This window comes from Longivirga aurantiaca (assembly GCF_042660085.1).
GTDB lineage: Bacteria > Actinomycetota > Actinomycetes > S36-B12 > CAIYMF01 > Longivirga > Longivirga aurantiaca.
The window spans coordinates 1,731,221-1,754,398 of the sequence record NZ_JBHSTI010000008.1; the positions used below are offsets into that span (position 1 = coordinate 1,731,221).

Here is a 23,178-nt window from a genome sequence, read left to right on the forward strand (position 1 = left end):
GAGACGGTGCGAGGTGGTTCCGAGGAGCCCACGCCGTTGCCGGGCTGGCTCCGCGTGGACGTGGCCGACTCCCAGGAGCGCACCCGCGCGGTGAACGCCCTCGTGGTCCTGTACGGCGTGGCTGTCGTCGGGGCCGTCGCCACGCTCCCCCTGGTCCTCGTCGCCGGTGGTGTCGTGGCAGGTCTGACCTGCGTGGCCGTGACGCTGACGGCGGTGATCTCCGCCCTGCTGGTCCGCTCCGGACGCCTCTCCGCCGGGTTGGGCCTCTTCTTCGCCGTGGTCATGGTCGGCAACATCGTCGCCGTCATGCTGACGGACGACGCCCGCCTGACCGCCGTCTACTGCGTGATCCCCGTCGCGATCGCCGGGGTCACGCTCACGATGCGGTGGGCGCTGGTGGTGACCGGGACCGCCGCGCTCATCGGAGTCGTCGGCACCTGGATGTTCCCGCCGGGTCAGGGCGGCAGCCCGCCGATCACGCGGGACGAGATCATCACGACGTCGCTCATCCTGATGGCCGCGGTCCTCGTCACGACCTCGCTCGGCAGCTGGGGCCAGAAGCGGGAAGGCCTGCGCGCCGACCTCGAGGCGCACCGCGCCACCGAGCTCGCCCAGAGCCTGCGCAGCGCCAACGCCGAGCTGGAGCGGCGCGTGGAGGAGCGCACGGAGGAGCTGCAGCGCGCCCTGTCGCAGCAGGAGCGGCTGGTCGGCGAGCTCGCCGAGCTCACGATGCGCGATCCGTTGACCGGCCTGCACAACCGACGGCACGCCGAGCACGAGCTGCCGCGCATGACCGCGACCGCCCAGCGCTACGACCAGCCGCTCGCCATGGCCCTGCTCGACCTCGACCACTTCAAGCAGGTCAACGACCGGCACAGCTACGCCGTCGGCGACGAGGTGCTGATGCGGTTCACCGCGATCCTGCGCGAGAACGCCCGCGCCTCCGACGTCGTCGTGCGGTACGGCGGCGAGGAGTTCCTCCTCGTCATGCCGCAGACCACGCTGCCGCAGGCCCTCGTGCTCTGCGAGCGCCTCCGCGCAGCGGTCGAGGCGTACGCGTGGCGGGACGTCCACCCCGACCTGCGGCTCACTGTGAGCATCGGCGTCGCCGACAGCGACCAGCGCGACCTGCGGGGCGTCACCGCCGCCATGGACGCGGCCCTGCACGACGCCAAGCGGGACGGCCGCAACCGCGTGGTCGCCGCCCCCGCTGCGCTGCCCCGCCGGCCCGTCCAGGGCAGCGCGGCACCGGGGCTCGTGGAACTGGACGCAACGGCCGCGGAGCAACCGGCCGAGAGCTAGTCCGTACGCCGCAGCAGCGCGAGGTACATGCCGTCGGTGCCGTGCACGTGCGGCCAGAGGCGCAGGTCGGGACCGTCGCCGAGGTCGTCGACCTCGGGCAGGAGCGGCCGCACGTCCAGCCGCTCCACTCCCCCGCGCGCCACCGCGTCGGCCACCACCTCGGTGGTCTCGGCGAGGTGCGGCGAGCAGGTGGCGTAGCCGACCACTCCGCCGACGCGCACGGCTGCGAGCGCTGATGCCAGCAGCCGCCGCTGCAGCGCGGCGAGCTCCGCCACGTCCTCCGGCGTACGCCGCCAGCGCGACTCCGGGCGTCGGCGCAGGACGCCGAGACCCGTGCACGGGGCATCGAGCAGGACACGGTCGAACGATCCGGGCCGCCACGGACCCTGGGTGCCGTCGGCGGTGACGACCAGGTGGTGCCCGGGCGCGCGGCCCAGCGCCTGGGCCACGAGCCCGGCACGGTGATGCGTGCGGTCGACGGCGAGCAGGGTCGCGCCGCGCTCGAGGCCGAGACCGGCGAGCAGCGCCGCCTTGCCGCCGGGGCCCGCGGCCATGTCGAGCCACGCGGTGTCGGGGCCGTCGATCTCCGCTCGGGCGAGGGCGATCGCGACGAGCTGGCTCCCCTCGTCCTGCACCCCGACGTCGCCCGAGCGCACGCCCGCGATCTCGCCGGGCGCACCGCCCTCGAGCGCCACGGCGTACGGAGACCAGCGGCCGGCATGGGTGTGCGGCAGCTCGAGCAGGTCGTCCACCGTGCCGCGGCCGGGGCGGGCCACGAGGGTGACCGACGCGTTCTCGTTGTCGGCGGTGAGGAGGTCCTCGGTGTCAGCCCAGGACGCCGAGCCGCGCCAGGACGACAGCGAGTCGTGCAGGGCCTGCACGATCCAGCGCGGGTGCGACTGCACCACCGCGAGGTGGCCGACGGGGTCCGTCCCTGCGTCCGGCGCGACGATCTCGACCCACTCGTCGAGGTCGTGCCGACCGACCTTGCGCAGCACCGCGTTGACGAACCGCGAGCGCGACTCGCCGCCCACGAGGCGGGCGAGCTGCACGGTCTCGCCGACGGCCGCGTGCGGCGGGGTGCGCAGGAACAGCAGCTGCTGGGCGCCGAGCCGCAGCACGTCGAGCACCGGCTCGTCGACCTCCGCGAGCGGACGGTCGACGCACGCTGCGAGGACCGCGTCGAGGAAGCCGCGGCGGCGCAGCGTGCCGTAGGCGAGGGTCGTGGTGAAGGCGGCGTCGCGACCGTGCAGCTCGGCCTCGGCGATCACCTGCGGGGCGACGAGGTTGGCGTACGCCTCGTCGGCCTGCACGGCGCGGAGGATGTCGTACGCCGCGAGCCGCGACGGGTCGGTGGGGCGGCGGTCGCCTCGCCACTGGACGGGACGGCTGTGGTGCCCGCGGTCCTCGCCCATCAGGCCGGCACCTCCGCGCCGAGCAGCACGCCCGGCTCCGGGCGCACGCCGCGTGCCCAGTCGGCCGCGGCCATCGCCTTCTTGCCCTGCGCGCGGACCTCGCCGAGCACGACCGCATGGGTCGCCGTCCCCACGCGGACGCGGTTCTTGTCGACGGCGACCTCGCCCGGCGCGAGCGAGGTGTCGTCGGCGAGCAGCGCGACGGGGCCGAGCTTGAGCCGCTCGCCGGCGTACGTCGTCCAGGCGCCGGGGGCCGGCGTGCACGCGCGGACCTGGCGGTCGACCCGCACGGCGGGCTGCGACCAGTCGACGCGGGCGTCGTCCACGGTGATCTTCGGAGCCAGCGAGACGCCGTCGGGCGGCTGCGGCGCGCCGACGAGGGCACCGGCCTCGAGGCCGTCCATCGTCGCGACCAGCAGGCCTGCACCCGACTCCGCCAGGCGGCCGAGGAGGTCGCCGCTGGTGTCGGTGGGGCGGACCGACTCGGTGACGACGCCGTACACCGGGCCGGTGTCGAGGCCCTCCTCCAGCAGGAAGGTCGACGCGCCCGTGACGTCGTCGCCGTGCCACACGGCGTGCTGCACCGGCGCGGCGCCGCGCCAGGCCGGCAGGAGCGAGAAGTGGAGGTTGACCCAGCCGAGCCGCGGGATGTCGAGCGCTGCGCGCGGCACGAGGGCGCCGTACGCCACGACGGGGCAGCAGTCGGGGGCGATCTCGGCAAGCCGGGCGAGGAAGTCAGGGTCGCGCGGCTTCTCGGGCTTGAGCACCTCGATGCCGTGCTCGACCGCGAGGCCGGCGACCGGTGAGGCCTGCAACGACCGGCCACGCCCTGCGGGCGCGTCGGGGCGCGTGACGACCGCGACCACCTCGTGGTGGGAGGCGATGAGGGCGGCGAGGGACGGGAGGGCGACCTCGGGGGTGCCGGCGAAGACCAGGCGCACGGTGCGGCAGCCCGCCTAGAGCCAGCGCGACGAGATCGAGTGCGGCGAGATCTTCACCTGGGGCGCCTGCTGGCCGAACCACTCCGCCTCGCGGATGGCCTTCATGGCCTCCTTGCGGGTCTCGGCGTCGAGCCGGTCGACGAACATGATGCCGTCGAGGTGGTCGGTCTCGTGCTGGATGCAGCGGGCGAGGAGCTCGGAGCCCTCGAGCACGACCGGCTCGCCGTGCATGGTCATGCCCTTGGCCACGACGCGCATCGAGCGACGGGTGTTGAACGCGAGGTCGGGCACCGACAGGCACCCCTCGTCGCCCTCCTGCATCTCGTCCGACAGGTCGAGCACCGGGTTGACGAGGTGGCCGATCTCGTCGTCGACGTCGTAGGTGAAGACGCGGAGGCTGACGCCGAGCTGCGGTGCGGCGAGGCCCGCGCCGGGTGCGTCGAGCATCGTCTCGGTGAGGTCCTTGACGAGCTTGCGCAGCTCCTTGTCGAACGTCGTCACCTCGGCGGCGGGGGTCGTGAGCACCGGGTCGCCGAAGAGGCGGATGGGCTTGACGGCCACGGACGAGCTCCTGATGTCGACGCGGGAGGGTGTGAAGCGGGGACCAGTCTACGTACCGGCTGCCCGCACCCACGCCGCGCGTGGCTGCCCGCGATCTACCCGAGCGCGACCGGGTCGACCCGGACCGAGACGGGCCCGCCCTCCTTGCGCGCGCTGCGGACCGACACCGCGGCCTTGAGCGCGGCCGCGAGCGCGGCGCCGCCGCCGTCGGTGCGCGGGGCCACGAGCAGGGCGCGCGAGCGAGGGTCGCCCTCGTCGGCCCGCCCGGGGCGCCTGGCCGGGCTGATCGGCACCGGGCCCAGCACCAGGGCGCCCTCGGGCAGGTGCAGGTGCCCGAGCAGGTCGTCGACGTCGCCGGGGGCGCCGACCGCCTCGGCGACGCGCCACGCGGGCGGGAGGTGGAGCAGCTCGCGCTCGGCCAGCTCGCGGGCGGCGAAGCCGGCCGGGTCGCTGCGCACGACCGCCTGCACGGGCGCGAGCGCGGGGTCGGCGACCAGCACGACGACACCGCCGTCGGCTGCGGGGCGCACCAGGCTCACCGCGGCTGTCCATCGGCGCACGGCCTCCTCGGCCGCCCGCAGGTCGGGCCGGTCGAGGGCGACCCTGCCGTCGAGCAGCAGCGCCGCGGCGTAGCCGCCGTCGGCCCGCGGCTCGGCGCCGGGCGTCGCGACCACGAGGGCCGGCCTGCTGCCCACCTGGTCGAGCACGCCCTTCCCCGACGGGTCTCGGCCCGAGGTGCGGACCGGCACGCCGGGGAATGCCCGGCCGAGCTCCTCCGCCGTACGCCGCTCCCCCACGGACACCGCGCGCAGCCTCGTGCCCCGGCACGAGTCGCACGACCAGCCGCCGGCGAGCCGTCCGCACCAGCCGCACACGGGGACGGCGTGCCCGCTCGAGACGCCGAGCGGCCCGTGGCAGTGACCGCACCGGGCGAGCTGTCGGCAGGTCTGGCACGCGAGCGCCGGGACGTAGCCGCGGCGCGGCACCTGCACCAGGACCGGGCCGCGGGCCAGGGCCTCGCGCGCCGTCTCCCACGCGATGTGCGGCAGCCGCGCGGACTTCGCCGCCTCGTCCCGCGCGAGGTCGTCGTCGCCGACGGTGACCACGCGGGGCGCGCGGCGCCGCACCTCGGTGCGGGGGGCGACCACCTCGCGCGCCCACCCCTGCTCGACGAGGGCCTGGGCCTCGACCGAGCGTGAGGTGGATCCGAGGACGAGCGCCGCACCGGTGCTCGTGGCGCGCAGGGCGAGCACCTCGCGCGCGTGCCAGTAGGGCGCGTGCGGCTCGGCGAGGCTGTCGTCGCCGTCGTCCCAGAGCACGACCAGGCCGAGGTCGGCGACCGGCGCGAACACCGCGGCCCGGGTGCCGAGCACCACCGACACGTGTCCGCGGCGCACCTCCAGGAAGGCGCGGTAGCGCGCGGCGGGGCCGAGGTCGGCGGTGAGCGTGCGGAAGGCCTCGGCTCCGAGGCGCTCGGCGAGCGCGGCCTCGAGACGGGCGACGTCGCGGGCGTCCGGTGCCACGACCACGACGCCGCGACCGGCGCCGGCTGCGGCAGCCACCACATGGGCGATCTCCTGCACCGGGTCGGAGCCCGGCACCGCCGTCCAGACCGCGCGCGGCCCGGGCTGGCCGGCCGTGAAGGCGACCGACGGGTCGGCGACCCGACGGACGAGCGCGGGGCCGCCGGAGTAGGCGGCCCACGGGCCGGGGTCGTCAGGGGCGATCTGCTCGACGAGCGGGCGGTCGGGAGTGCCCAGAGCGTCGATCGCAGCCTCGGTGGCGGCGTGCCGCGGGGGCACGGCCGAGCGCAGGACGTCGGCGAGCGAGCCCGCCCACCGGTCGGCCACGGCGCGGGCGAGGTCCGCAACCTCCGGCGCGAGCACCGGGTCGGGGCTCACGACCTTGGCGATGCGCTCGATCCGTCCTGTGTGGTCGCTGGCCGCGACCCGCTCGAGCACCCAGCCGTCGACGAGCTGCCCGGAGAACCGCACGCGCACCCGGGTGCCCGGCACCGCCTTCGCGGCGAGAGGCTCGGGCACGAGGTAGTCGAACGGGCGGTCGAGGTGCGGCAGCGCGACGTCGACGCACACCCGCGCGACCGGGTCGACCTCGGCCGGGCCGGGGGCGGTGCGCACCCGTGCCGTGCGCACTGTGCTCGCCACGAGGGCGAGCTGCTCCGGCTCGGTCACGGGGACGTTCTACCGGACGCCTCTGTCCGCGCGCGCCAGGCGTCCACCTCCAGCCGGTAGAGGACGTGCTGCGCCCACCAGTCGGAGCGCTCCGCGCCTGGGTGGGTGAAGACGCCGTCGTACCGCAGGCCGAGCTTCTGCATGACGCGCTGCGAGGCGAGGTTGGGCGGCACCGTGAACGACACGACCTCGGTGAGGCCGAGGTCGCCGAACCCCTGCCGGAGCACCTCGCGAGCTCCCTCGGTGGCGAGGCCGAGGCCCCACCAGGGGCGCGCGAGCCGCCAGCCGATCTCCACGCACGGGTCGGTCGCGGCGAACGGGGGCTCGAAGCGCGGCACTGCCAGGCCCACGAAGCCGACGAAGGGTGCAGGCCCGCGCTCGGACGCCAGCACCTCGACCGCCCAGAGCCCGAAGCCACGGTCGGCCCAGTGGGTCTCGATGCGCCCGACCATGGCGTCCGACCCCTCGCGGTCGAGCGCGGACGGGAACCAGCGCATCACCTCGGGGTCGGCGTTCATCGCCGCGAACGGCTCGAGGTCGGTGGTGCGCCAGCGCCGCAACGACAACCGGGGTGTCCGCAGACCGTCGTCAGTCATGCGGGCACCCCGGTGGTGTCGTGCGCGGTCAGATGCCGGCTGCGGCCTTGAGCGCGTCGGCGCGGTCGGTGCGCTCCCACGAGAAGTCCGGCAGCTCGCGGCCGAAGTGGCCGTACGCCGCGGTCGGCGCGTAGATCGGGCGCAGGAGGTCGAGGTCGCGGATGATCGCGGCCGGACGGAGGTCGAACACCTCGAGCACGGCTGCCTGGATGTCGCTGTCGGCCTTCACCCCGGTGCCGAAGGTCTCCACGAACACGCCGACCGGGTGCGCCTTGCCGATCGCGTACGCGACCTGCACCTCGCAACGGCGGGCGAGCCCGGCGGCCACGACGTTCTTCGCGACCCAGCGCATCGCGTACGCCGCCGAACGGTCGACCTTGCTCGGGTCCTTGCCGGAGAACGCGCCGCCGCCGTGACGGGCCATGCCGCCGTAGGTGTCGACGATGATCTTGCGGCCGGTGAGGCCGGCGTCGCCCATCGGGCCGCCGATCTCGAAGCGGCCGGTCGGGTTGACGAGCAGGCGGTAGCCCTCGGTGTCGATGCCGAGGCCCTCGAGCTCGGGCGCGACGACGAGCTCGGCGATGTCCGGGGTCAGCAGCGTGGCGAGGTCGATGTCGGCCGCGTGCTGCGACGACACGACGACGGTGTCGAGACGGACCGCCTTGTCGTCCTCGTCGTACTCGATAGTGACCTGGGTCTTGCCGTCCGGGCGGAGGTACGGGATCGCGCCGTCCTTGCGGACCTGCGAGAGGCGCTGGGCCAGGCGGTGCGCGAGGTGGATCGGGAGGGGCATGAGCTCGGGCGTGTCGTCGCACGCGTAGCCGAACATCAGGCCCTGGTCGCCCGCGCCCTGCTTGTCGAGGTCGTCGGTGGCGGTGCCCTCGCGGTCCTCGATCGCGTCGTCGACGCCCTGCGCGATGTCGGGGCTCTGCGCGCCGATCGCCACGTTGACGCCGCACGAGGCGCCGTCGAAGCCCTTCTTGCTGGAGTCGTAGCCGATCTCGAGGATCCGCTCGCGCACGATGGTCGGGATGTCGACCCAGCCGGTGGTGGTCACCTCGCCTGCGACGTGCACCTGGCCCGTGGTGATGAGGGTCTCCACGGCGACACGGCTGCGGGGGTCCTCCTTCAGCATCGCGTCGAGGATCGAGTCGCTGATCTGGTCAGCGATCTTGTCCGGGTGTCCCTCGGTGACGGACTCGGACGTGAACAGGCGACGGGCCACGGCTCGTGCTCCAGTGCGGGTGCGGAGGATCGGTCGGCGACACCCTATCTGCCCCGCCGACGCCGCCGAGACGCGCGACGCCGGGCAGGAGCCAGTGGCGGCGACGCCGTCCGCTCAGGGGTGCAGCAACGGGACGACGGAATCCCAGACGGCCTCGGCGACGGCGCGCTTGGAGCCCTCGGGCACCTCGATGAACGAGCCGTCGGCGCCGAGCACCACGACCTCGTTGTGGTCGACCTCGAAGGCCTTGCCGTCGCCGACCTCGTTGACCACGAGGAGGTCGCAGCCCTTGCGCGCGAGCTTGGCCCGCCCGTGGTCGAGGACCGATCCGCTGGCGTCGCCGGTCTCTGCCGCGAATCCGACGACGACCTGACGCCGCCCCTCGGCAGCACGCGCGGCGACGACCTCGGCGAGCACATCGGCGGTGCGCTCGAGGGCGATCGGGTCGGGCACTCCGCCCGCGTCGTCCTTCTTGATCTTGTGGCTCGCGACGGCCACCGGACGGAAGTCGGCCACGGCCGCTGCCATCACCACGACATCGGCGCCGGGTGCGTGCTGGAGGACGGCGCGGCGCAGGTCCTCGGCGCTCGTGACGCGCACGACGGTGGCGCCGGCGGGGTCGGGCAGGGCGACGTTGGCGCTCACCAGGACCACGCGCGCGCCCCGCGCGGCGGCGACCTCGGCGAGGGCGTACCCCTGCTTGCCGCTGCTGCGGTTGCCGAGGAAGCGGACGGGGTCGAGGTGCTCGCGGGTGCCGCCCGCAGACACCACCACCGTGCGGCCGAGCAGGTCGGGCTCCTCGCCCCGGCGGCGCAGGACGTCGAGGCAGGCCTCGAAGATCGCGCCGGGCTCGGGCAGCCGGCCGGGGCCGGTGTCCTTGCCGGTGAGGCGGCCGACGGCGGGGTCCAGCACGATCACGCCGCGGGCGCGCAGGGCCGCGACGTTGGCTCGGGTGGCCGCGTGCTCCCACATCTCGGTGTGCATCGCGGGGACCATCACGACCGGGCAGTGCGCGGTGAGCAGCACGTTGGCGAGCAGGTCGTCGGCGAGACCGGCGGCCGCGCGCGCGAGCAGGTCGGCGGTGGCGGGGGCGACGACGACGAGGTCGGCCTGCTGCCCGAGCCGCACGTGCGGCACCTCGGTGATGTCGTCCCACACCTCGGCCGACACCGGCTTGCCCGAGAGCGCCTCCCAGGTGGCCGCACCGACGAACTTCAGCGCCGCGCGGGTGGGCACCACCGTGACGTCGTGGCCGCTCTCGGTGAAGGCGCGGAGCAGCTCGGCCGCCTTGTACGCAGCGATGCCGCCGCCCACGCCCAGGACCACGCGGGGTCGGGCAGGGGCGGCGGCATCGAGAGTCGTCACGGGCACAGCCTGCCAGCAGGCGGTACCGCGGCGCGTGCGGCCGGGCGGTTCGGTCGGGCCAGGATCAGAAGGTCGCGGCCGGCTCCGGGGCCGGCTCGGCCTCGGGGTCGTACGGCTCGGCGGTGAGCAGTCCGGCGTTGATCTCGCGGAGCGCGATCGACAGCGGCTTCTCCTGCACGTGGGTCTCCACGAGCGGGCCGACGTACTCGAGCAGGCCCTCGCCCAGCTGGGAGTAGTAGGCGTTGATCTGGCGCGCGCGCTTGGACGCGTACAGCACCAGCGAGTACTTCGAGTCGGTGGCCTCGAGGAGCTCGTCGATCGGCGGGTTGGTGATGCCCTCGGGGGCAGAGGCGGTGCCGGACACGCGGGCGCCTTTCCTTCGGTACTGCGGGACGGAGCGCGCGCCGGGGTGCCGACGCGCACGTGGAACGGGCCTTCGAGAGGGCGTTCGCCCTGGTCAGGAGCCTGCGGCCGGGTCACCCGGGGCGTGCAGACCCATCAAGTCTAGCAAGGACGCGACCGCACCCTCGACCGACGCGTTCACGACGGTCGCGTCGAACTCCGACTCGGCCGCCAGCTCGACCTTCGCGGTCTCCAGCCGACGGGCGATGACCTCGGCAGGCTCGGTGCCGCGCCCGACCAGCCGGCGCACCAGCTCGTCCCAGGACGGGGGCGCCAGGAACACCAGCAGGGCCTCGGGCATCGAGGCCCGGACCTGGCGCGCGCCCTGCAGCTCGATCTCCAGGAGGACGGCCACGCCGGCCTCGAGCCGCTCGATCACCGGGCGCCGGGGCGTGCCGTAGAAGTTGCCCGCGAACTCGGCGTACTCGAGGAGCTCGCCGTGCTCGACCATCCGCGCGAACTCGGCGTGATCGACGAAGAAGTAGTTGACCCCGTGCGTCTCCCCCGGCCGCGGGCGGCGGGTGGTGGCGGACACCGACAGCCAGACGTCGGGCCGCGCGGCGCGCAGGCCCTGGACGACCGTGCTCTTGCCGACCCCGGACGGGCCCGACAGGACGGTGAGCCGTGCGGTCAGGAGGAGAACTCCTTCTCCAGGGCCGCGATCTGGTGCGTGCCGAGGCCGCGAACCCGGCGGTTCTCGGCGATCTGCAGCCGCTCCATGATCTCGGCGGCGCGCACCTTGCCGACGCCGGGCATGGACTCGAGCAGCGCCGAGACCTTCATCTTCCCGATGATGTCGTCGGTCTGCCCGGCGGCGATGACCTCGCCGATCGAGGCGCCCGAGCGCTTGAGGCGGTTCTTCACCTCGGCACGCACACGGCGCGCCTCGGCCGCCTTCTCCAGCGCGGCGGCGCGCTGCTCAGGGGTCAGGGGCGGAAGGGCCACAGCCGTCCTCTCGTCGGGAACGAAGGTGACCCTAGCGATCTTCGAGCCCTGTGGTGAAGCGAACGGGGCCGGGCGTGAGGTGAGGCCGTCCGGACGGCGTCACCGCAGGTCAGGGCATCGTGTCGGGCTGAACGTCGAACTCGACGGTGCCGGGCATCTCGAGCTGCTGCGCTCGCAGCCCCACGCGGTAGGTGGCGGTCGCAGGCCCGATCGCCAACGGCTCGGTCGTGAGCGGCTCGGCCAGGAGCAGGACCTGCTGGGTGGCGAGGTCGACGGCCTGCCCCTGCACGAACGGGGTGATGCTCGAGCAGATGTCGCCGTAGCCGCTGGCGCCGGTGACGAGGGCCGAACCGATGCGGCCGTTGCCCGCGAGGTCGCACACCGGCCACCCATGCCATCCCCCGCGATGCCGGCCGCAGGGCCCCGCGCTCGGAGCCCTGCGGCCAGAATGCCTTACGCGGACAAGGGAATGCGGCTGATCGTGAAGGTCGACGCGGCCGGGTGGCTGTCGGAGTCGCCGAGGTGGATCCTCATCGGGTCGATGGGCCTGCCGTTGACGGTGAGGGTGAAGGTCACGCGCTCGGAGCAGCGCGGCGTGAAGTCGAGCCCGTCGATGCCGCCGTAGTTGACGAGCGTGAACGCGGTGGTCTTGCGGTCGGCGCTGCGCCACACGCGGTCACGTGCCTCGTTGCGGACGCCGATGACGGTCGTCTGCGCCGAGGTGCGGATGGTGCCGGCGTACACGGCGCGCGTGCCGGGCTTGTGCGTCACCCGCAGGTGCCAGCCGTTGGAGTCCTTCCAGATCCAGTAGCCGCTCGAGAGACCGGCCGTGAAGTCGGCCGGGCGGCCGGTGATCTCGTCGGGCAGCGTGCCGGTGGCGCATCCCGTGGTCGTGGTGGGCGTGGTGGTGGACGCCTGCGCGGCCGGCGTCGCGACGACGGCGAGCGACGTGCCGAGCGCGAGCGCGCCCAGCACGGCGGTGGTGCGGCGGACGATGGTGGTCATGGTGCCCCCTTGCTGTGCGGTCGGGTCCCTCCCGGCCTGACGCGAGGACTCTCGACCGCGGAGGTTGTGGGGGCGTGGGCGTCGTGTCAGAGGCGTGTAAGGGCTACGCCGGTCACATGCCGATCGCGGCGGGGGTGATGTCGAGGCTCACGCTGCTCACGATCAGCCAGGCGATACCAGCGGCGAGGCCGGCACCGAGAAGCGCCGCGAGCAGCGGCAGGACGAGGTACCCGCGCCCCCGAAGGACGACCGTCGTCCCGGTGGTCGGTGTGGGGACGACGTGCTCGGTGGTCCTGTCGGTGGTCGGTGTGCTCATGGCGGGTCTCCCCTGAACGGGGCCGCACCCGGTCGGCGCGGCTCGCTCCCCCGACAGTCGCCGGGTCATGTTGCGCGCACGTGGTCAGCACGTTCGGGGGCGGTAAACCCCGCGTGGCACACGGGTGACGAGGACCACTAGCGTCCGGCTCATGAGCCACGAGATACGGCGCGCGACCCACGGCGACGTGCCCTCGCTCGCGGCAGTCCTCCTCGGGGTGGTGCGTGGTGGCGCGAGCGTCGGCTTCATGGCCGACGTGACCCCGGCCGACGCCGAGCAGTTCTGGTCGGCGCACCTGGCCAACCCGTCCAACGTCGTGCTCGTCGCGACCGACGGACGCGCGGTGATCGGTACCGGCACCCTGGCGCTGGCGGGGCTTCCGAACGGCCGGCACCGGGCCGAGGTCGCCAAGCTGCTGGTGCGGCCGGACGCGCAGGGCCACGGCGTCGGGCGCGAGCTGCTCGCGGCGCTCGAGGCCGAGGCGCGGTCGCACGGACGGCGCACCCTCGTGCTCGACACGGTGACCGGGTCGCCCGCGCAGCGGCTCTACGAGAGCGCAGGCTGGACCGTGGTGGGCGTGATCGACGACTACGCCGACCTGCCCGACGGCACGCCCTCGCCAACGACGTACCTCACCAAGCGCCTCGTCTGATGGCGGACTTGGTAGTGACATCTCGCGCTCTGCCGCGAGATTCCACTACCGAATCGTCAGCGAGGCGGCTATCTGGGCGGCAGCAGCGGCGACGTCGGGGGCGCCGGTGATCGGGCGGCCGATCACGAGGAGGTCGGCGCCGTCGGCGAGCGCCTGCTCGGGCGTGGCGACGCGCTGCTGGTCGCCGAGCGCGGCGCCGGCCGGGCGGACACCGGGCGTGATGAGCACGACGTCGCGCGGAACCTCGGCGCGGATCGCCGCGACCTCCTGCGGCGAGCAGACGATCGCGCGCGCGCCGGCGCCCACCGCGAGCAGCGCGAGGCGGCGGGCGGCATCGATCGCCGGACCGAGCAGACCGACGGCGGCGAGATCGTCCTCGCTCATCGACGTGAGCACGGTGACGGCGGTGACGCGGGTGTCGGGCAGCGCATCGGCGGCCGCGCGCACCATCGCCGCTCCCCCGGACGCGTGGACGGTGAGGTACGTCGGCGCCAGGTGCGCCACCGAGCGCGCCGCTCCGCCGACGGTGTTGGGGATGTCGTGCAGCTTGAGGTCGAGGAACACGTCGCGACCGCCGGACGCGTCGCGCGCGGCGTGCACCGCGGCGTCGCCGTCGCGGAGGTAGGTCTCGAGACCGACCTTCATCGTCGAGACGTACGGGCCGGCCGCTGCCGCCCAGCCGGTGATGGTCGCGAGGTCTGGCCCGTCGAGCGCGACGGCCACCGGCGCGAGGGTCACCCCTCCACCCCCGCCTCGATCGCGTCGTCCGCGGTGCCGGTCTCGTCGTGGTCGACCACGGGGCCGCCGGGCGAGGGAGCGGGGTCGGGCAGGCGGTGCGCGTAGCCGACGGCGTCCGAGAGGCTGTCGAAGCCCCGGTCGGCGAGGGCCACCGCGAGCTCGCGCGAGACGCGCAGCGGTGCCGACGGGTCGTGGAAGGTCACGGTGCCGACCGACACGGCCGAGGCGCCGGCGAGGATGAACTCGAGGGCGTCGAGCCCGGTGCGGATGCCGCCCATCCCCAGGATCGGGATGTCGGGCATGGCTGCGCGCACCTGGTAGACGCAGCGGACGGCCACGGGGCGGATCGCCGGGCCGGACAGGCCGCCGGTGACTCCGGCGAGTGCCGGGCGCATCGTGTCGGTGTCGATCACCATTCCGAGCAGCGTGTTGATCATCGACAGGCCGTCGGCGCCGGCCTTCACCACGGCCTGGGCGATCTCGACGATGTCGGTGACATCGGGAGAGAGCTTGGCGAGCACCGGGATCCCCGGGTTGGTGTTGCGGCGGACCGCGGTGATGACCTCGGCGGCCGACACCGGGTGGCAGGCGAAGACCTGACCGCGGCTCTCGACGTTGGGGCACGAGATGTTGACCTCGATGGCCGCGATGTCGGTGACGTGCCGCAGCTTGGAGGCGATGCGGGTGTACTCGTCGACCGAGCCGCCGGCGATCGACACGATCGCGCGGGCGCCACGCTCGCGCAGCCACGCGAGGTCCTTGTCGAGGAACGCCTCGAGGCCCGGGCCCTGCAGGCCGATCGAGTTGAGCATCCCGCTCGGCGTCTCGGCCATGCGCGGGGTGGGGCGCCCCGAGCGCGGGTTGAGCATGATGCTCTTGGTGACGATCCCACCGATCTCGGTGATGTCGAAGAACTGGTCGAGCTCCTTGCCCGCGGCCGAGCAGCCGGACGCCGTCAGCACCGGCGACGGCAGCGCGAGGCCGGCGAGGTCGGTGCTCATGTCGATGTCGGGCAGGTCGGTGAACGAGCCCGGACGGGGCCCGTGGGTGATCACGGCGCGCGTCATCAGTGGCCTCCGACCTGGGGTGCGCCCAGCGTGTCGGGCGGGATGGTGCCCACCTCGTCCCAGCGCACGCGGTCGCCGCGGAAGACCGGGCCCTCGACGCACGAGCGCAGCATGCGGGTGACGCCGTCGTCGCCGATCACCGGCAGGACGCACGTCATGCAGATGCCGATCCCGCAGGCCATGGCCTCCTCGACCGCGCACTGCGAGTGCGCGCCCTGTGCCGCCGCGACCTCGGCCACCGAGCGCAGCATCGCCATGGGGCCGCAGGCGTACACGACGTCGGCGTCCACCCGCTCCATGACGGCGGGCAGGACGTCGGTCACGCGGCCCTTCTCGCCGAGCGAACCGTCGTCGGTGGTGATGGTGAGGGTGGCGGCGATGCGCTTGGCGTCGAGGACGCCGAACAGCTTGCTCTCGGTCGAGGCGCCGAGCACGACGTCGACGCGGCAGCCGCGGGCGCGCAGCTGGTCGGCGAGCATGAACATCGGGGCCGAGCCGTAGCCGCCGGCGACGAGCACGCACGACACCGGCTGCTTCGGCAGTGCGAACGGACGGCCCAGCGGGCCGACGACGTCGACCTGGTCGCCGCGGTGCAGCTTGGACAGCCACTCGGTGCCCTTGCCGTGGGTCGCGAACACGACCTCGACCGTGCCGCCGTACACGCCGCGGCTCTGCACCGAGTGGATGGAGAACGCACGACGCAGCAGCATCGACGAGCTGGGCCCGCCCACCGCCAGCGCCACGAAGTGGCCGGGGCGCGTCGCCTCGGGGATGCCCGGGGCGGTCAGGGTGAGCACCTGGTACTCCCCCACGCGGCGGAGCCCGAGCACCTCGCCCATGACCTGGACCGGGCCCGTCTTCGCCTGTGCCGTCGTCATCGCGTCGTGTTCCCGTCGCTGCTCGTCCCGGACTCGGTCAGGGCGGCCGCGCGCAGTGCGTGCAGGTCGGCGGCGTGCTCCTGCAGCGACCGTACGCCCACCTCGCCCGCGAGCAGCGCCTCGATGCCCTGGACCGTCGCCGCGAGTCCCTGCACGGTCGTGATGCACGGGACGCCACGGGTCACCGCGGCGGTGCGGATCTCGTAGCCGTCCAGGCGCGAGCCCACGCCGTAGGGCGTGTTGACGATGAGGTCGATGTCGCCCGCGAGGATCGCGTCGACCGTGGTGGGCTCGCCGTTCGGGCCCGGCCCGTCGTGCTGCTTGCGCAGCACCGTGGCCTTCAGTCCGTTGCGGCGCAGCACCTCGGCGGTGCCGCCCGTCGCGCAGATCTCGAAGCCGAGGTCGGCGAGGCGCTTGACCGGGAAGATCATCGAGCGCTTGTCGCGGTTGGCGACCGAGACGAACGCGCGGCCGCTGGTCGGCAGGCCGGACGAGTACGCCGCGGTCTGCGACTTCGCGAACGCGGTGCCGAAGTCGGAGTCGATGCCCATGACCTCGCCGGTCGAGCGCATCTCCGGGCCGAGCACGGTGTCGACCCCGTGGAAGCGGCCGAACGGGAGCACCGCCTCCTTCACGGCGATCGCCGCGCCGATCGGCAGGTCTCCGCCGTCACCCTCGACCGGGAGGATGCCCTCGGCCCTGAGCTCGGCGATCCTGGTGCCCATGGTGACGCGGGCCGCCGCCTTGGCGAGCGGCACCGCCGTCGCCTTGGAGACGAACGGCACCGTGCGCGACGCGCGCGGGTTGGCCTCGAGCACGTAGAGGATGTCGCCGGCGAGGGCGTACTGGACGTTGATCAGGCCGCGCACCCCCACGCCGCGGGCGATCGCCTCGGTGCTGCGGCGGATGCGGTCGATGTCGCCCTTGCCGAGAGTGATCGGCGGCAGCGCGCACGCGGAGTCGCCGGAGTGGATGCCGGCCTCCTCGATGTGCTCCATGACGCCGCCGAGGTAGAGCTCGTGGCCGTCGTAGAGCGCATCGACGTCGATCTCGACCGCGTCGTCGAGGAAGCGGTCGACGAGCACCGGGTGCTCGGGAGTCGCCTCGGTGGCACGCGCGATGTAGTCGTGCAGCATCGCCTCGTCGTACACGATCTCCATCCCGCGGCCGCCGAGCACGTACGACGGGCGCACGAGCACGGGGTAGCCGACGCGGTCCGCGACCTCGACGGCCTCGGCGTACGACGTGGCCATGCCGTGCGCGGGCGCGGGCAGCTCGGCTTCTGCGAGGACGCGGCCGAACGCACCGCGCTCCTCCGCGAGGTGGATCGCCTCGGGGCTCGTGCCCACGATCGGCACACCGTTGTCCTTGAGCGCCTGCGCCAGGCCGAGCGGCGTCTGGCCGCCGAGCTGCACGATGACGCCGGCGATCGGACCGACGGCGAGCTCGGCGTGGTAGACCTCGAGCACGTCCTCGAGCGTGAGCGGCTCGAAGTACAGGCGGCTCGAGGTGTCGTAGTCGGTCGAGACCGTCTCGGGGTTGCAGTTGATCATCACGGTGTCGTAGCCGACCTCGCGCAGCGTGAGGCTGGCGTGCACGCACGAGTAGTCGAACTCGATGCCCTGGCCGATGCGGTTGGGGCCGCTGCCGAGGATGAGGACCGCCGGCGTGGTGCGCGGCTCGACCTCGGTCTCCTCGTCGTACGCCGAGTAGTGGTACGGCGTCTTCGCGGCGAACTCGGCCGCGCAGGTGTCGACGGTCTTGTAGACCGGGCGGATGCCGAGCGCGTGGCGCACGCCGCGCACGACGTCCTCGGTGAGGCCTCGGATCGCGCCGATCTGCACGTCGGAGAAGCCGTGCCGCTTGGCGAGGCGCAGCAGGTCCGGGCTGAGCTCGGGGGCCGCGCGCAGCGCGTCGCCGATCTCGTTGAGCAGCACGATCTGGTCGAGGAACCAGGGGTCGATGTTGGTGGCCTCGTGCAGCTGCTCGTTCGTGGCACCGGCCCAGAGCGCCTGCTGCACCTTGCGCAGCCGGCCGTCGTGCGGCACCTTCACGGCCTCGATGATCCCGGCGACGTCGACGTCGGACTTCTCGCCGACCCAGGTGAACGGCGCGTCCTTGCGCTCGATCGAGCGCAGGGCCTTCTGCAGCGCCTCGGTGAAGTTGCGGCCGATGGCCATGGCCTCGCCGACGCTCTTCATCGTGGTCGTGAGGGTCTGGTCGGCCGAGGGGAACTTCTCGAACGCGAACCGCGGCACCTTGACCACGACGTAGTCGAGCGCGGGCTCGAAGGACGCCGGCGTCTCGCGCGTGATGTCGTTCGGGATCTCGTCGAGGGTGTAGCCGACGGCGAGCTTCGCCGCGATCTTCGCGATCGGGAAGCCGGTGGCCTTCGACGCGAGGGCCGAGGAGCGCGAGACGCGGGGGTTCATCTCGATGACGACCATGCGGCCGTCGTCGGGGTTGATGGCGAACTGGATGTTGCAGCCGCCGGTGTCGACGCCGACCTCGCGGATGACGGCGATGCCGACGTCGCGCAGGTGCTGGTACTCGCGGTCGGTGAGGGTGAGCGCGGGAGCGACCGTGATCGAGTCGCCCGTGTGGACACCCATCGGGTCGACGTTCTCGATCGAGCAGATGACCACGACGTTGTCGTTCTTGTCGCGCATCAGCTCGAGCTCGTACTCCTTCCAGCCGATGATCGACTCCTCGAGGAGCACCTCGGTGGTCGGCGAGGCCTGCAGGCCCTGGCCCGCGATGCGGTGCAGGCCGGCCTCGTCGTAGGCGATGCCCGAGCCGGCGCCGCCCATGGTGAAGGACGGGCGCACGACGACGGGGTAGCCCAGGTCGTCGACCGCGGCGAGGCAGTCGGCCATCGTGTGGCAGACGGCGCTGCGCGCGGACTCGGCCGCGAGGCCGGAGTCGTTGATGAGCGCGACGATGTCCTTGAACTTCTCGCGGTTCTCGCCGGCCTCGATCGCCTCGACGTTGGCACCGATGAGCTCGACGCCGTACTTCTCGAGGACGCCGTTGGCGTGCAGGGCCATCGCGCAGTTGAGCGCGGTCTGGCCGCCGAGCGTGGCGAGCAGGGCGTCGGGGCGCTCCTTGGCGATGATCTTCTCGACGTACTCCGGCGTGATCGGCTCGACGTACGTGGCGTCGGCGAACTCCGGGTCGGTCATGATCGTGGCCGGGTTGCTGTTGACCAGGACCACGCGCAGCCCCTCGGCCTTGAGCACCCGGCACGCCTGGGTGCCCGAGTAGTCGAACTCGCAGGCCTGGCCGATGACGATCGGGCCGGACCCGATCACCATGACCGACTTCAGGTCGTCACGCCTCGGCACGAGCGGCCTCCATCAGGTCGCAGAAACGGTCGAACAGGTACGCCGAGTCGTGCGGACCGGCGGCGGCCTCCGGGTGGTACTGCACCGAGAAGGCGGGGAGGTCGAGCGCGCGCAGGCCCTCGACGACGTCGTCGTTGAGGCACACGTGGCTGACCTCGACCCGGCCGTACGGCGTGTCGCTCACGCGGTCGGTCGGCGCGTCGACGGCGAAGCCGTGGTTCTGCGCGGTGATCTCGACCTTGCCGGTGGTGCGGTCCATCACCGGCACGTTGATGCCGCGGTGGCCGTAGCGCAGCTTGTAGGTGCCGAAGCCGAAGGCGCGGCCGAGCACCTGGTTGCCGAAGCAGATCCCGAACACCGGGCGGCGCGCGTCGAGCGCGGCCTTCACGAGGTCGACCGCGTGGTCGGCGGTGGCCGGGTCGCCGGGGCCGTTGCTGAAGAAGACGCCGTCGACCCCGACCTCGAGCAGCCGCTCGGGCGTGATGGTGGAGGGCACGACGTGCACCTCGATGCCGCGCTCGGCCATGTGCCGCGGGGTCGCGCCCTTGATGCCGAGGTCGACCGCCGCGACGGTGAAGCGCTTCTCCCCCACCGCAGGGATGACCTCGTCGACGTCGGTGCTGACCTCGTCGGCCAGCGCCGCACCGACCATCTGCGGGCTCGCGTGCACCTGGGCGAGCAGCTCGTCGACGGGGCGCTCGGCGGCCGCGCCGCTGAAGACGCCGACGCGCATCGCGCCGCGCTCGCGCAGGTGGCGGGTGAGCGCGCGGGTGTCGACGTCGCTGATGCCGACGATCCCCTGCGCCTCGAGCTCCTCGTCGAGGGTGCGCTCGCTGCGCCAGTTCGACGCGATGCGGGAGGGGTCGCGCACGACGTACCCGGCCACCCAGATCCGCCGCGACTCGGCGTCGGCGTCGTTCACGCCGTAGTTGCCGATGTGCGGAGAGGTCTGCACGACCACCTGGCGGTGGTACGACGGGTCGGTGATCGTCTCCTGGTAGCCGGACATGCCCGTGGTGAACACGGCCTCGCCGAACGTCTCGCCGACGGCGCCGTACGAGCGGCCGCGGAAGACCCGGCCGTCCTCGAGCACCAGCAGCGCCGGTGCGGCATCGAGCACCCCGGTCATGAACCCACCACCTCGGTCTTCGCGGACCGCACGGCCCCGTCGAGCAACGTCGGGCGGCCGCGCAGGAACGTGGCGACCACCGAGGCCGGCAGCGTGATGCCGGCGTAGGGCGTGTTGCGGCTGCGGCTCTGCAGCGCGGTCGCCTCGACCACGTGCTCGCGCGCCGGGTCGACCAGTACGAGGTTGGCCGGCTCCCCTGCGGCGAGCGGCCGCCCGTGGCCGGCGAGCCGGCCGATCCGCGCGGGCGCGATCGACATGCGGTCGGCGACCCCGGCCCAGTCGAGCAGCCCCGTCTCGACCATGGCGGAGGCGACGACGCCGAGCGCGGTCTCGAGGCCGAGCATGCCCATGGCAGCCTCGGCCCACTCGCAGTCCTTGTCCTCGACCGGGTGCGGGGCGTGGTCGGTGGCGACGATGTCGATCGTGCCGTCGGCCAGCGCCTCGCGCAGGGCGAGCACGTCGCGCTCGGAGCGCAGCGGCGGGTTGACCTTGTAGACCGGGTCGTACGACCGCACGAGCTCCTCGGTGAGCAGCAGGTGGTGCGGCGTGACCTCGGCCGTGACGTCGATGCCCCGGGACTTGGCCCAGCGCACGATCTCGACCGATCCCGCGGTGGAGACGTGGCACACGTGCAGGCGCGACCCGACGTGCTCGGCGAGCAGCACGTCGCGGGCGATGATCGCCTCCTCGGCGACCGCCGGCCATCCGCGCAGGCCGAGGATCCCGGAGAGCGGGCCCTCGTTCATCTGCGCGTCCTCGGTGAGCCGCGGCTCCTGCGCGTGCTGCGCGACGACGCCGTCGAACGCCTTCACGTACTCCAGCGCGCGGCGCATGATCACGGCGTCGTGCACGCACTTGCCGTCGTCGCTGAAGACGCGGACCTGCGCGGCGCTGTCGGCCATCGCGCCGAGCTCGGAGAGCGCGGTGCCCCCCAGGCCCACGGTGACCGCGCCGATCGGCTGGACGTCGACGTAGCCGGCGGCGCGGCCGAGGTGCCACACCTGCTCGACCGTGCCGGCGGTGTCGGCGACCGGATCGGTGTTGGCCATGGCGAACACCGCGGTGAACCCGCCGGCCGCGGCGGCTCGCGAGCCGCTCTCGACCGTCTCGGCGTCCTCGCGGCCCGGCTCGCGCAGGTGGGTGTGCAGGTCGACGAGCCCCGGCAGGGCGATGAGGCCCTCGGCCTCGACGACGATCGCGCCCTCGGCGTTCGCGGCACCGGCGGCGGTCACCTCGGCGATGACGCCGTCGCGGAGGACGAGGTCGGCGGGCTCCCCGCCCAGGATCCGCGCGTTGCGGACGACGTAGGTCTCGGGCATCTCAGGCCTCCGCGGCGTCGGTGAGGTCGGTACCGGCGCCGAGCTGCGCGCCGCCCAGGAGCAGGTAGAGCACGGCCATGCGGACGCTGACGCCGTTGCCCACCTGCTCGACGATCACCGAGCGCGGGGCGTCGGCGACGTCGGCCGCGATCTCCATGCCGCGGTTCATCGGGCCGGGGTGCATGACGATCGCGTGGTCGGGCAGCAGCGCCATCCGGCGGGCGTCGAGGCCGTAGCGGCGGCTGTACTCGCGCGCGCTCGGGAAGAACGCGGCGTTCATCCGTTCGCGCTGGACCCTCAGCATCATCACGGCGTCGGCGTGCTTCAGGTGGGGGTCGAGCTCGTACGACGTGGCGCACGGCCAGGTCTCGACGCCGACCGGCAGCAGCGTGGGCGGAGCGACGAGCGTGACCTCCGCGCCGAGCGTGGCGAGGAGCAGCACGTTGCTGCGGGCCACGCGGCTGTGCAGGACGTCGCCGACGATCGTGACGCGACGGCCCTCGAGGTCGCCCTCGCCGCCGGCGAGGTGGCGGCGCATCGTGAAGGCGTCGAGCAGAGCCTGGGTCGGGTGCTCGTGCGTGCCGTCGCCGGCGTTGACGACCGAGCCGCCGATCCAGCCGGAGTTGGCGAGGCGGTGCGGGGCGCCGCTCGCGCCGTGGCGGATGACCACGGCGTCGGCGCCCATCGCCTCGAGGGTGAGCGCGGTGTCCTTGAGGCTCTCGCCCTTGGAGACGCTGGAGCCCTTGGCGCTGAAGTTGATGACGTCGGCCGACAGCCGCTTGGCAGCGGCCTCGAACGAGATGCGGGTGCGGGTGGAGTCCTCGAAGAAGAGGTTGACCACCGTCCGGCCGCGCAGCGTCGGCAGCTTCTTCACCGCGCGGTCGGTGAGCGAGGCGAGCTCGGCTGCGGTGTCGAGGACGAGCAGCGCGTCGTCGCGGTCGAGGTCGGCGGCCGACAGGAGGTGACGCTTCACTTCGACTCCTCAGCAGTGGGGTGGCCGGTACCGCCGGAGATGAGGACGGCGTCCTCACCGTCGAGCTCGGCGACGAGGACCAGCACCTTCTCGGAGGTGGAGGTCGGGATGTTCTTGCCGACGTAGTCGGCGCGGATCGGCAGCTCGCGGTGGCCGCGGTCGACGAGGACTGCGAGCTGCACCGCGCGCGGGCGGCCGATGTCGTTCATGGCGTCGAGCGCCGCGCGGATCGTGCGGCCGCTGTAGAGGACGTCGTCCACGAGGACCACGACCTTGTCGTCGATGCCGCCGGCAGGGATCTCGGTCGGGAGCAGCGCGCGGGCCGGGGCGCGACGCAGGTCGTCGCGGTACATGGTGATGTCGAGCGAGCCGACGGGGATGTCGCGCCCCTCGATCTCGCGGATGCGCTCGGCCACGCGTCGGGCCAGGAACGCGCCTCTCGTGGGGATGCCCAGCAGCACCAGGTCATCGGCGCCCTTGGCGCGTTCGACGATCTCGTGGGCCACGCGCGTGAGCGCTCGGGCGATCTCCGCAGCGTCGAGGACAGTGCGTGCGTCGTCAGGAGTCCGGGCAGCGGACATCTCGGCGACCCTCCTTCCCCGCCTCACAGGACGGACTTAAAGGACTTGGTCTGCGGCGACCCTACCCGACCCCCGGCGGGTCGCGGCGGGGCGCACCGAGGAGTGAGACAGCCCACGCCCGGCGGGCCCCGGCGGCGACAGCGCGTCACATTGCCGCAGAGGTGTAACAGAACCGCCCCGACACGCTCGGTGTGCGATCCGGGGGGCGTCCGCACCTCGACCACACCCTAAG

The 23,178-nt window shown here is 73.4% G+C and carries 23 protein-coding genes; 2 read left to right on the forward strand and 21 right to left on the reverse strand.

Annotated elements, in window-relative coordinates; genetic code table 11:
* The first annotated feature begins 6 nt into the window (after positions 1-6).
* Complete coding sequence (locus ACFQGU_RS12180) at positions 7-1,302, forward strand: GGDEF domain-containing protein (RefSeq protein WP_386767012.1); 1,296 nt, start codon at positions 7-9, stop codon at positions 1,300-1,302.
* Here ACFQGU_RS12180 and ACFQGU_RS12185 read toward each other — a convergent pair.
* The 13 genes from ACFQGU_RS12185 to ACFQGU_RS12245 all read right to left on the reverse strand — a co-directional run bounded on the left by ACFQGU_RS12185 (position 1,299) and on the right by ACFQGU_RS12245 (position 12,265).
* On the reverse strand, positions 1,299-2,717 hold the full coding sequence (locus ACFQGU_RS12185; RefSeq protein WP_386767014.1) for an RsmB/NOP family class I SAM-dependent RNA methyltransferase: 1,419 nt from the start codon (positions 2,715-2,717) through the stop codon (positions 1,299-1,301). The genes ACFQGU_RS12180 and ACFQGU_RS12185 overlap by 4 nt on opposite strands.
* On the reverse strand, positions 2,717-3,658 hold the full coding sequence (gene fmt, locus ACFQGU_RS12190) for a methionyl-tRNA formyltransferase (protein ID WP_386767016.1): 942 nt from the start codon (positions 3,656-3,658) through the stop codon (positions 2,717-2,719). Before fmt ends, ACFQGU_RS12185 begins: the two co-directional genes overlap by 1 nt.
* 15 nt (positions 3,659-3,673) lie before the next feature.
* Positions 3,674-4,219, reverse strand: coding sequence for a peptide deformylase (def, locus tag ACFQGU_RS12195; RefSeq protein ID WP_386767018.1), 546 nt, complete (start codon positions 4,217-4,219; stop codon positions 3,674-3,676).
* A gap of 95 nt (positions 4,220-4,314) precedes the next feature.
* Complete coding sequence (locus ACFQGU_RS12200; protein ID WP_386767020.1) at positions 4,315-6,411, reverse strand: primosomal protein N'; 2,097 nt, start codon at positions 6,409-6,411, stop codon at positions 4,315-4,317.
* Entirely contained in the window at positions 6,408-7,007 is a 600-nt protein-coding gene (locus ACFQGU_RS12205) for a GNAT family N-acetyltransferase (protein ID WP_386767022.1), read from the reverse strand. Before ACFQGU_RS12205 ends, ACFQGU_RS12200 begins: the two co-directional genes overlap by 4 nt.
* Before the next feature lie 28 nt (positions 7,008-7,035).
* Positions 7,036-8,232, reverse strand: a complete 1,197-nt coding sequence (metK, locus tag ACFQGU_RS12210) for a methionine adenosyltransferase (protein ID WP_386767024.1) — start codon at positions 8,230-8,232, stop codon at positions 7,036-7,038.
* A gap of 114 nt (positions 8,233-8,346) precedes the next feature.
* Positions 8,347-9,597 (reverse strand): bifunctional phosphopantothenoylcysteine decarboxylase/phosphopantothenate--cysteine ligase CoaBC, encoded by a 1,251-nt coding sequence (gene coaBC, locus ACFQGU_RS12215; RefSeq protein WP_386767026.1) that lies wholly within the window; start codon positions 9,595-9,597, stop codon positions 8,347-8,349.
* Positions 9,598-9,661: 64 nt separating this feature from the next.
* On the reverse strand, positions 9,662-9,961 hold the full coding sequence (gene rpoZ, locus ACFQGU_RS12220) for a DNA-directed RNA polymerase subunit omega (RefSeq protein WP_386767028.1): 300 nt from the start codon (positions 9,959-9,961) through the stop codon (positions 9,662-9,664).
* Positions 9,962-10,054: 93 nt separating this feature from the next.
* Positions 10,055-10,633, reverse strand: coding sequence for a guanylate kinase (gene gmk / locus ACFQGU_RS12225; RefSeq protein WP_386768273.1), 579 nt, complete (start codon positions 10,631-10,633; stop codon positions 10,055-10,057).
* Positions 10,630-10,944, reverse strand: coding sequence for an integration host factor, actinobacterial type (gene mihF / locus ACFQGU_RS12230; protein WP_386767031.1), 315 nt, complete (start codon positions 10,942-10,944; stop codon positions 10,630-10,632). The genes gmk and mihF overlap by 4 nt, the downstream gene beginning before the upstream one ends.
* 109 nt (positions 10,945-11,053) lie before the next feature.
* Positions 11,054-11,326, reverse strand: coding sequence for a hypothetical protein (locus ACFQGU_RS12235; RefSeq protein ID WP_386767033.1), 273 nt, complete (start codon positions 11,324-11,326; stop codon positions 11,054-11,056).
* A gap of 71 nt (positions 11,327-11,397) precedes the next feature.
* Positions 11,398-11,949, reverse strand: coding sequence for a hypothetical protein (locus ACFQGU_RS12240; RefSeq protein ID WP_386767035.1), 552 nt, complete (start codon positions 11,947-11,949; stop codon positions 11,398-11,400).
* A 112-nt stretch (positions 11,950-12,061) separates the two neighbouring features.
* Entirely contained in the window at positions 12,062-12,265 is a 204-nt protein-coding gene (locus ACFQGU_RS12245; RefSeq protein ID WP_386767037.1) for a hypothetical protein, read from the reverse strand.
* 151 nt (positions 12,266-12,416) lie between these two features.
* Between ACFQGU_RS12245 and ACFQGU_RS12250 the strand changes: the two genes are divergently transcribed.
* Positions 12,417-12,917 carry a GNAT family N-acetyltransferase gene (locus tag ACFQGU_RS12250; protein WP_386767039.1) on the forward strand — a complete coding sequence of 167 codons (501 nt, stop codon included), beginning with the start codon at positions 12,417-12,419 and terminating at the stop codon, positions 12,915-12,917.
* 45 nt (positions 12,918-12,962) lie between these two features.
* On the opposite strand, the gene pyrF is transcribed toward ACFQGU_RS12250, so the two are convergent.
* Genes pyrF through pyrR form a run of 8 tightly spaced genes read right to left on the reverse strand, consistent with a single transcriptional unit; the run spans position 12,963 to position 22,946 of the window.
* Complete coding sequence (pyrF, locus tag ACFQGU_RS12255) at positions 12,963-13,655, reverse strand: orotidine-5'-phosphate decarboxylase (protein WP_386767041.1); 693 nt, start codon at positions 13,653-13,655, stop codon at positions 12,963-12,965.
* The gene (locus tag ACFQGU_RS12260) at positions 13,652-14,722 is read right to left on the reverse strand and encodes a dihydroorotate dehydrogenase (RefSeq protein ID WP_386767043.1); all 1,071 of its coding nucleotides are present in this window, start codon (positions 14,720-14,722) and stop codon (positions 13,652-13,654) included. The genes pyrF and ACFQGU_RS12260 overlap by 4 nt, the downstream gene beginning before the upstream one ends.
* Entirely contained in the window at positions 14,722-15,600 is an 879-nt protein-coding gene (locus ACFQGU_RS12265) for a dihydroorotate dehydrogenase electron transfer subunit (RefSeq protein ID WP_386767045.1), read from the reverse strand. The genes ACFQGU_RS12260 and ACFQGU_RS12265 overlap by 1 nt, the downstream gene beginning before the upstream one ends.
* Positions 15,597-18,944 (reverse strand): carbamoyl-phosphate synthase large subunit, encoded by a 3,348-nt coding sequence (gene carB, locus ACFQGU_RS12270; RefSeq protein ID WP_386767047.1) that lies wholly within the window; start codon positions 18,942-18,944, stop codon positions 15,597-15,599. Before carB ends, ACFQGU_RS12265 begins: the two co-directional genes overlap by 4 nt.
* Entirely contained in the window at positions 18,931-20,073 is a 1,143-nt protein-coding gene (carA, locus tag ACFQGU_RS12275) for a glutamine-hydrolyzing carbamoyl-phosphate synthase small subunit (RefSeq protein WP_386767049.1), read from the reverse strand. The genes carB and carA overlap by 14 nt, the downstream gene beginning before the upstream one ends.
* Positions 20,070-21,392: a dihydroorotase gene (locus ACFQGU_RS12280; RefSeq protein WP_386767051.1), complete on the reverse strand. Its 1,323-nt coding sequence runs from the start codon at positions 21,390-21,392 to the stop codon at positions 20,070-20,072. Before ACFQGU_RS12280 ends, carA begins: the two co-directional genes overlap by 4 nt.
* 1 nt (position 21,393) lies before the next feature.
* Positions 21,394-22,365, reverse strand: coding sequence for an aspartate carbamoyltransferase catalytic subunit (locus ACFQGU_RS12285; protein ID WP_386767053.1), 972 nt, complete (start codon positions 22,363-22,365; stop codon positions 21,394-21,396).
* Complete coding sequence (pyrR, locus tag ACFQGU_RS12290; RefSeq protein ID WP_386767055.1) at positions 22,362-22,946, reverse strand: bifunctional pyr operon transcriptional regulator/uracil phosphoribosyltransferase PyrR; 585 nt, start codon at positions 22,944-22,946, stop codon at positions 22,362-22,364. Before pyrR ends, ACFQGU_RS12285 begins: the two co-directional genes overlap by 4 nt.
* Between the last annotated feature and the right edge of the window lie 232 nt (positions 22,947-23,178).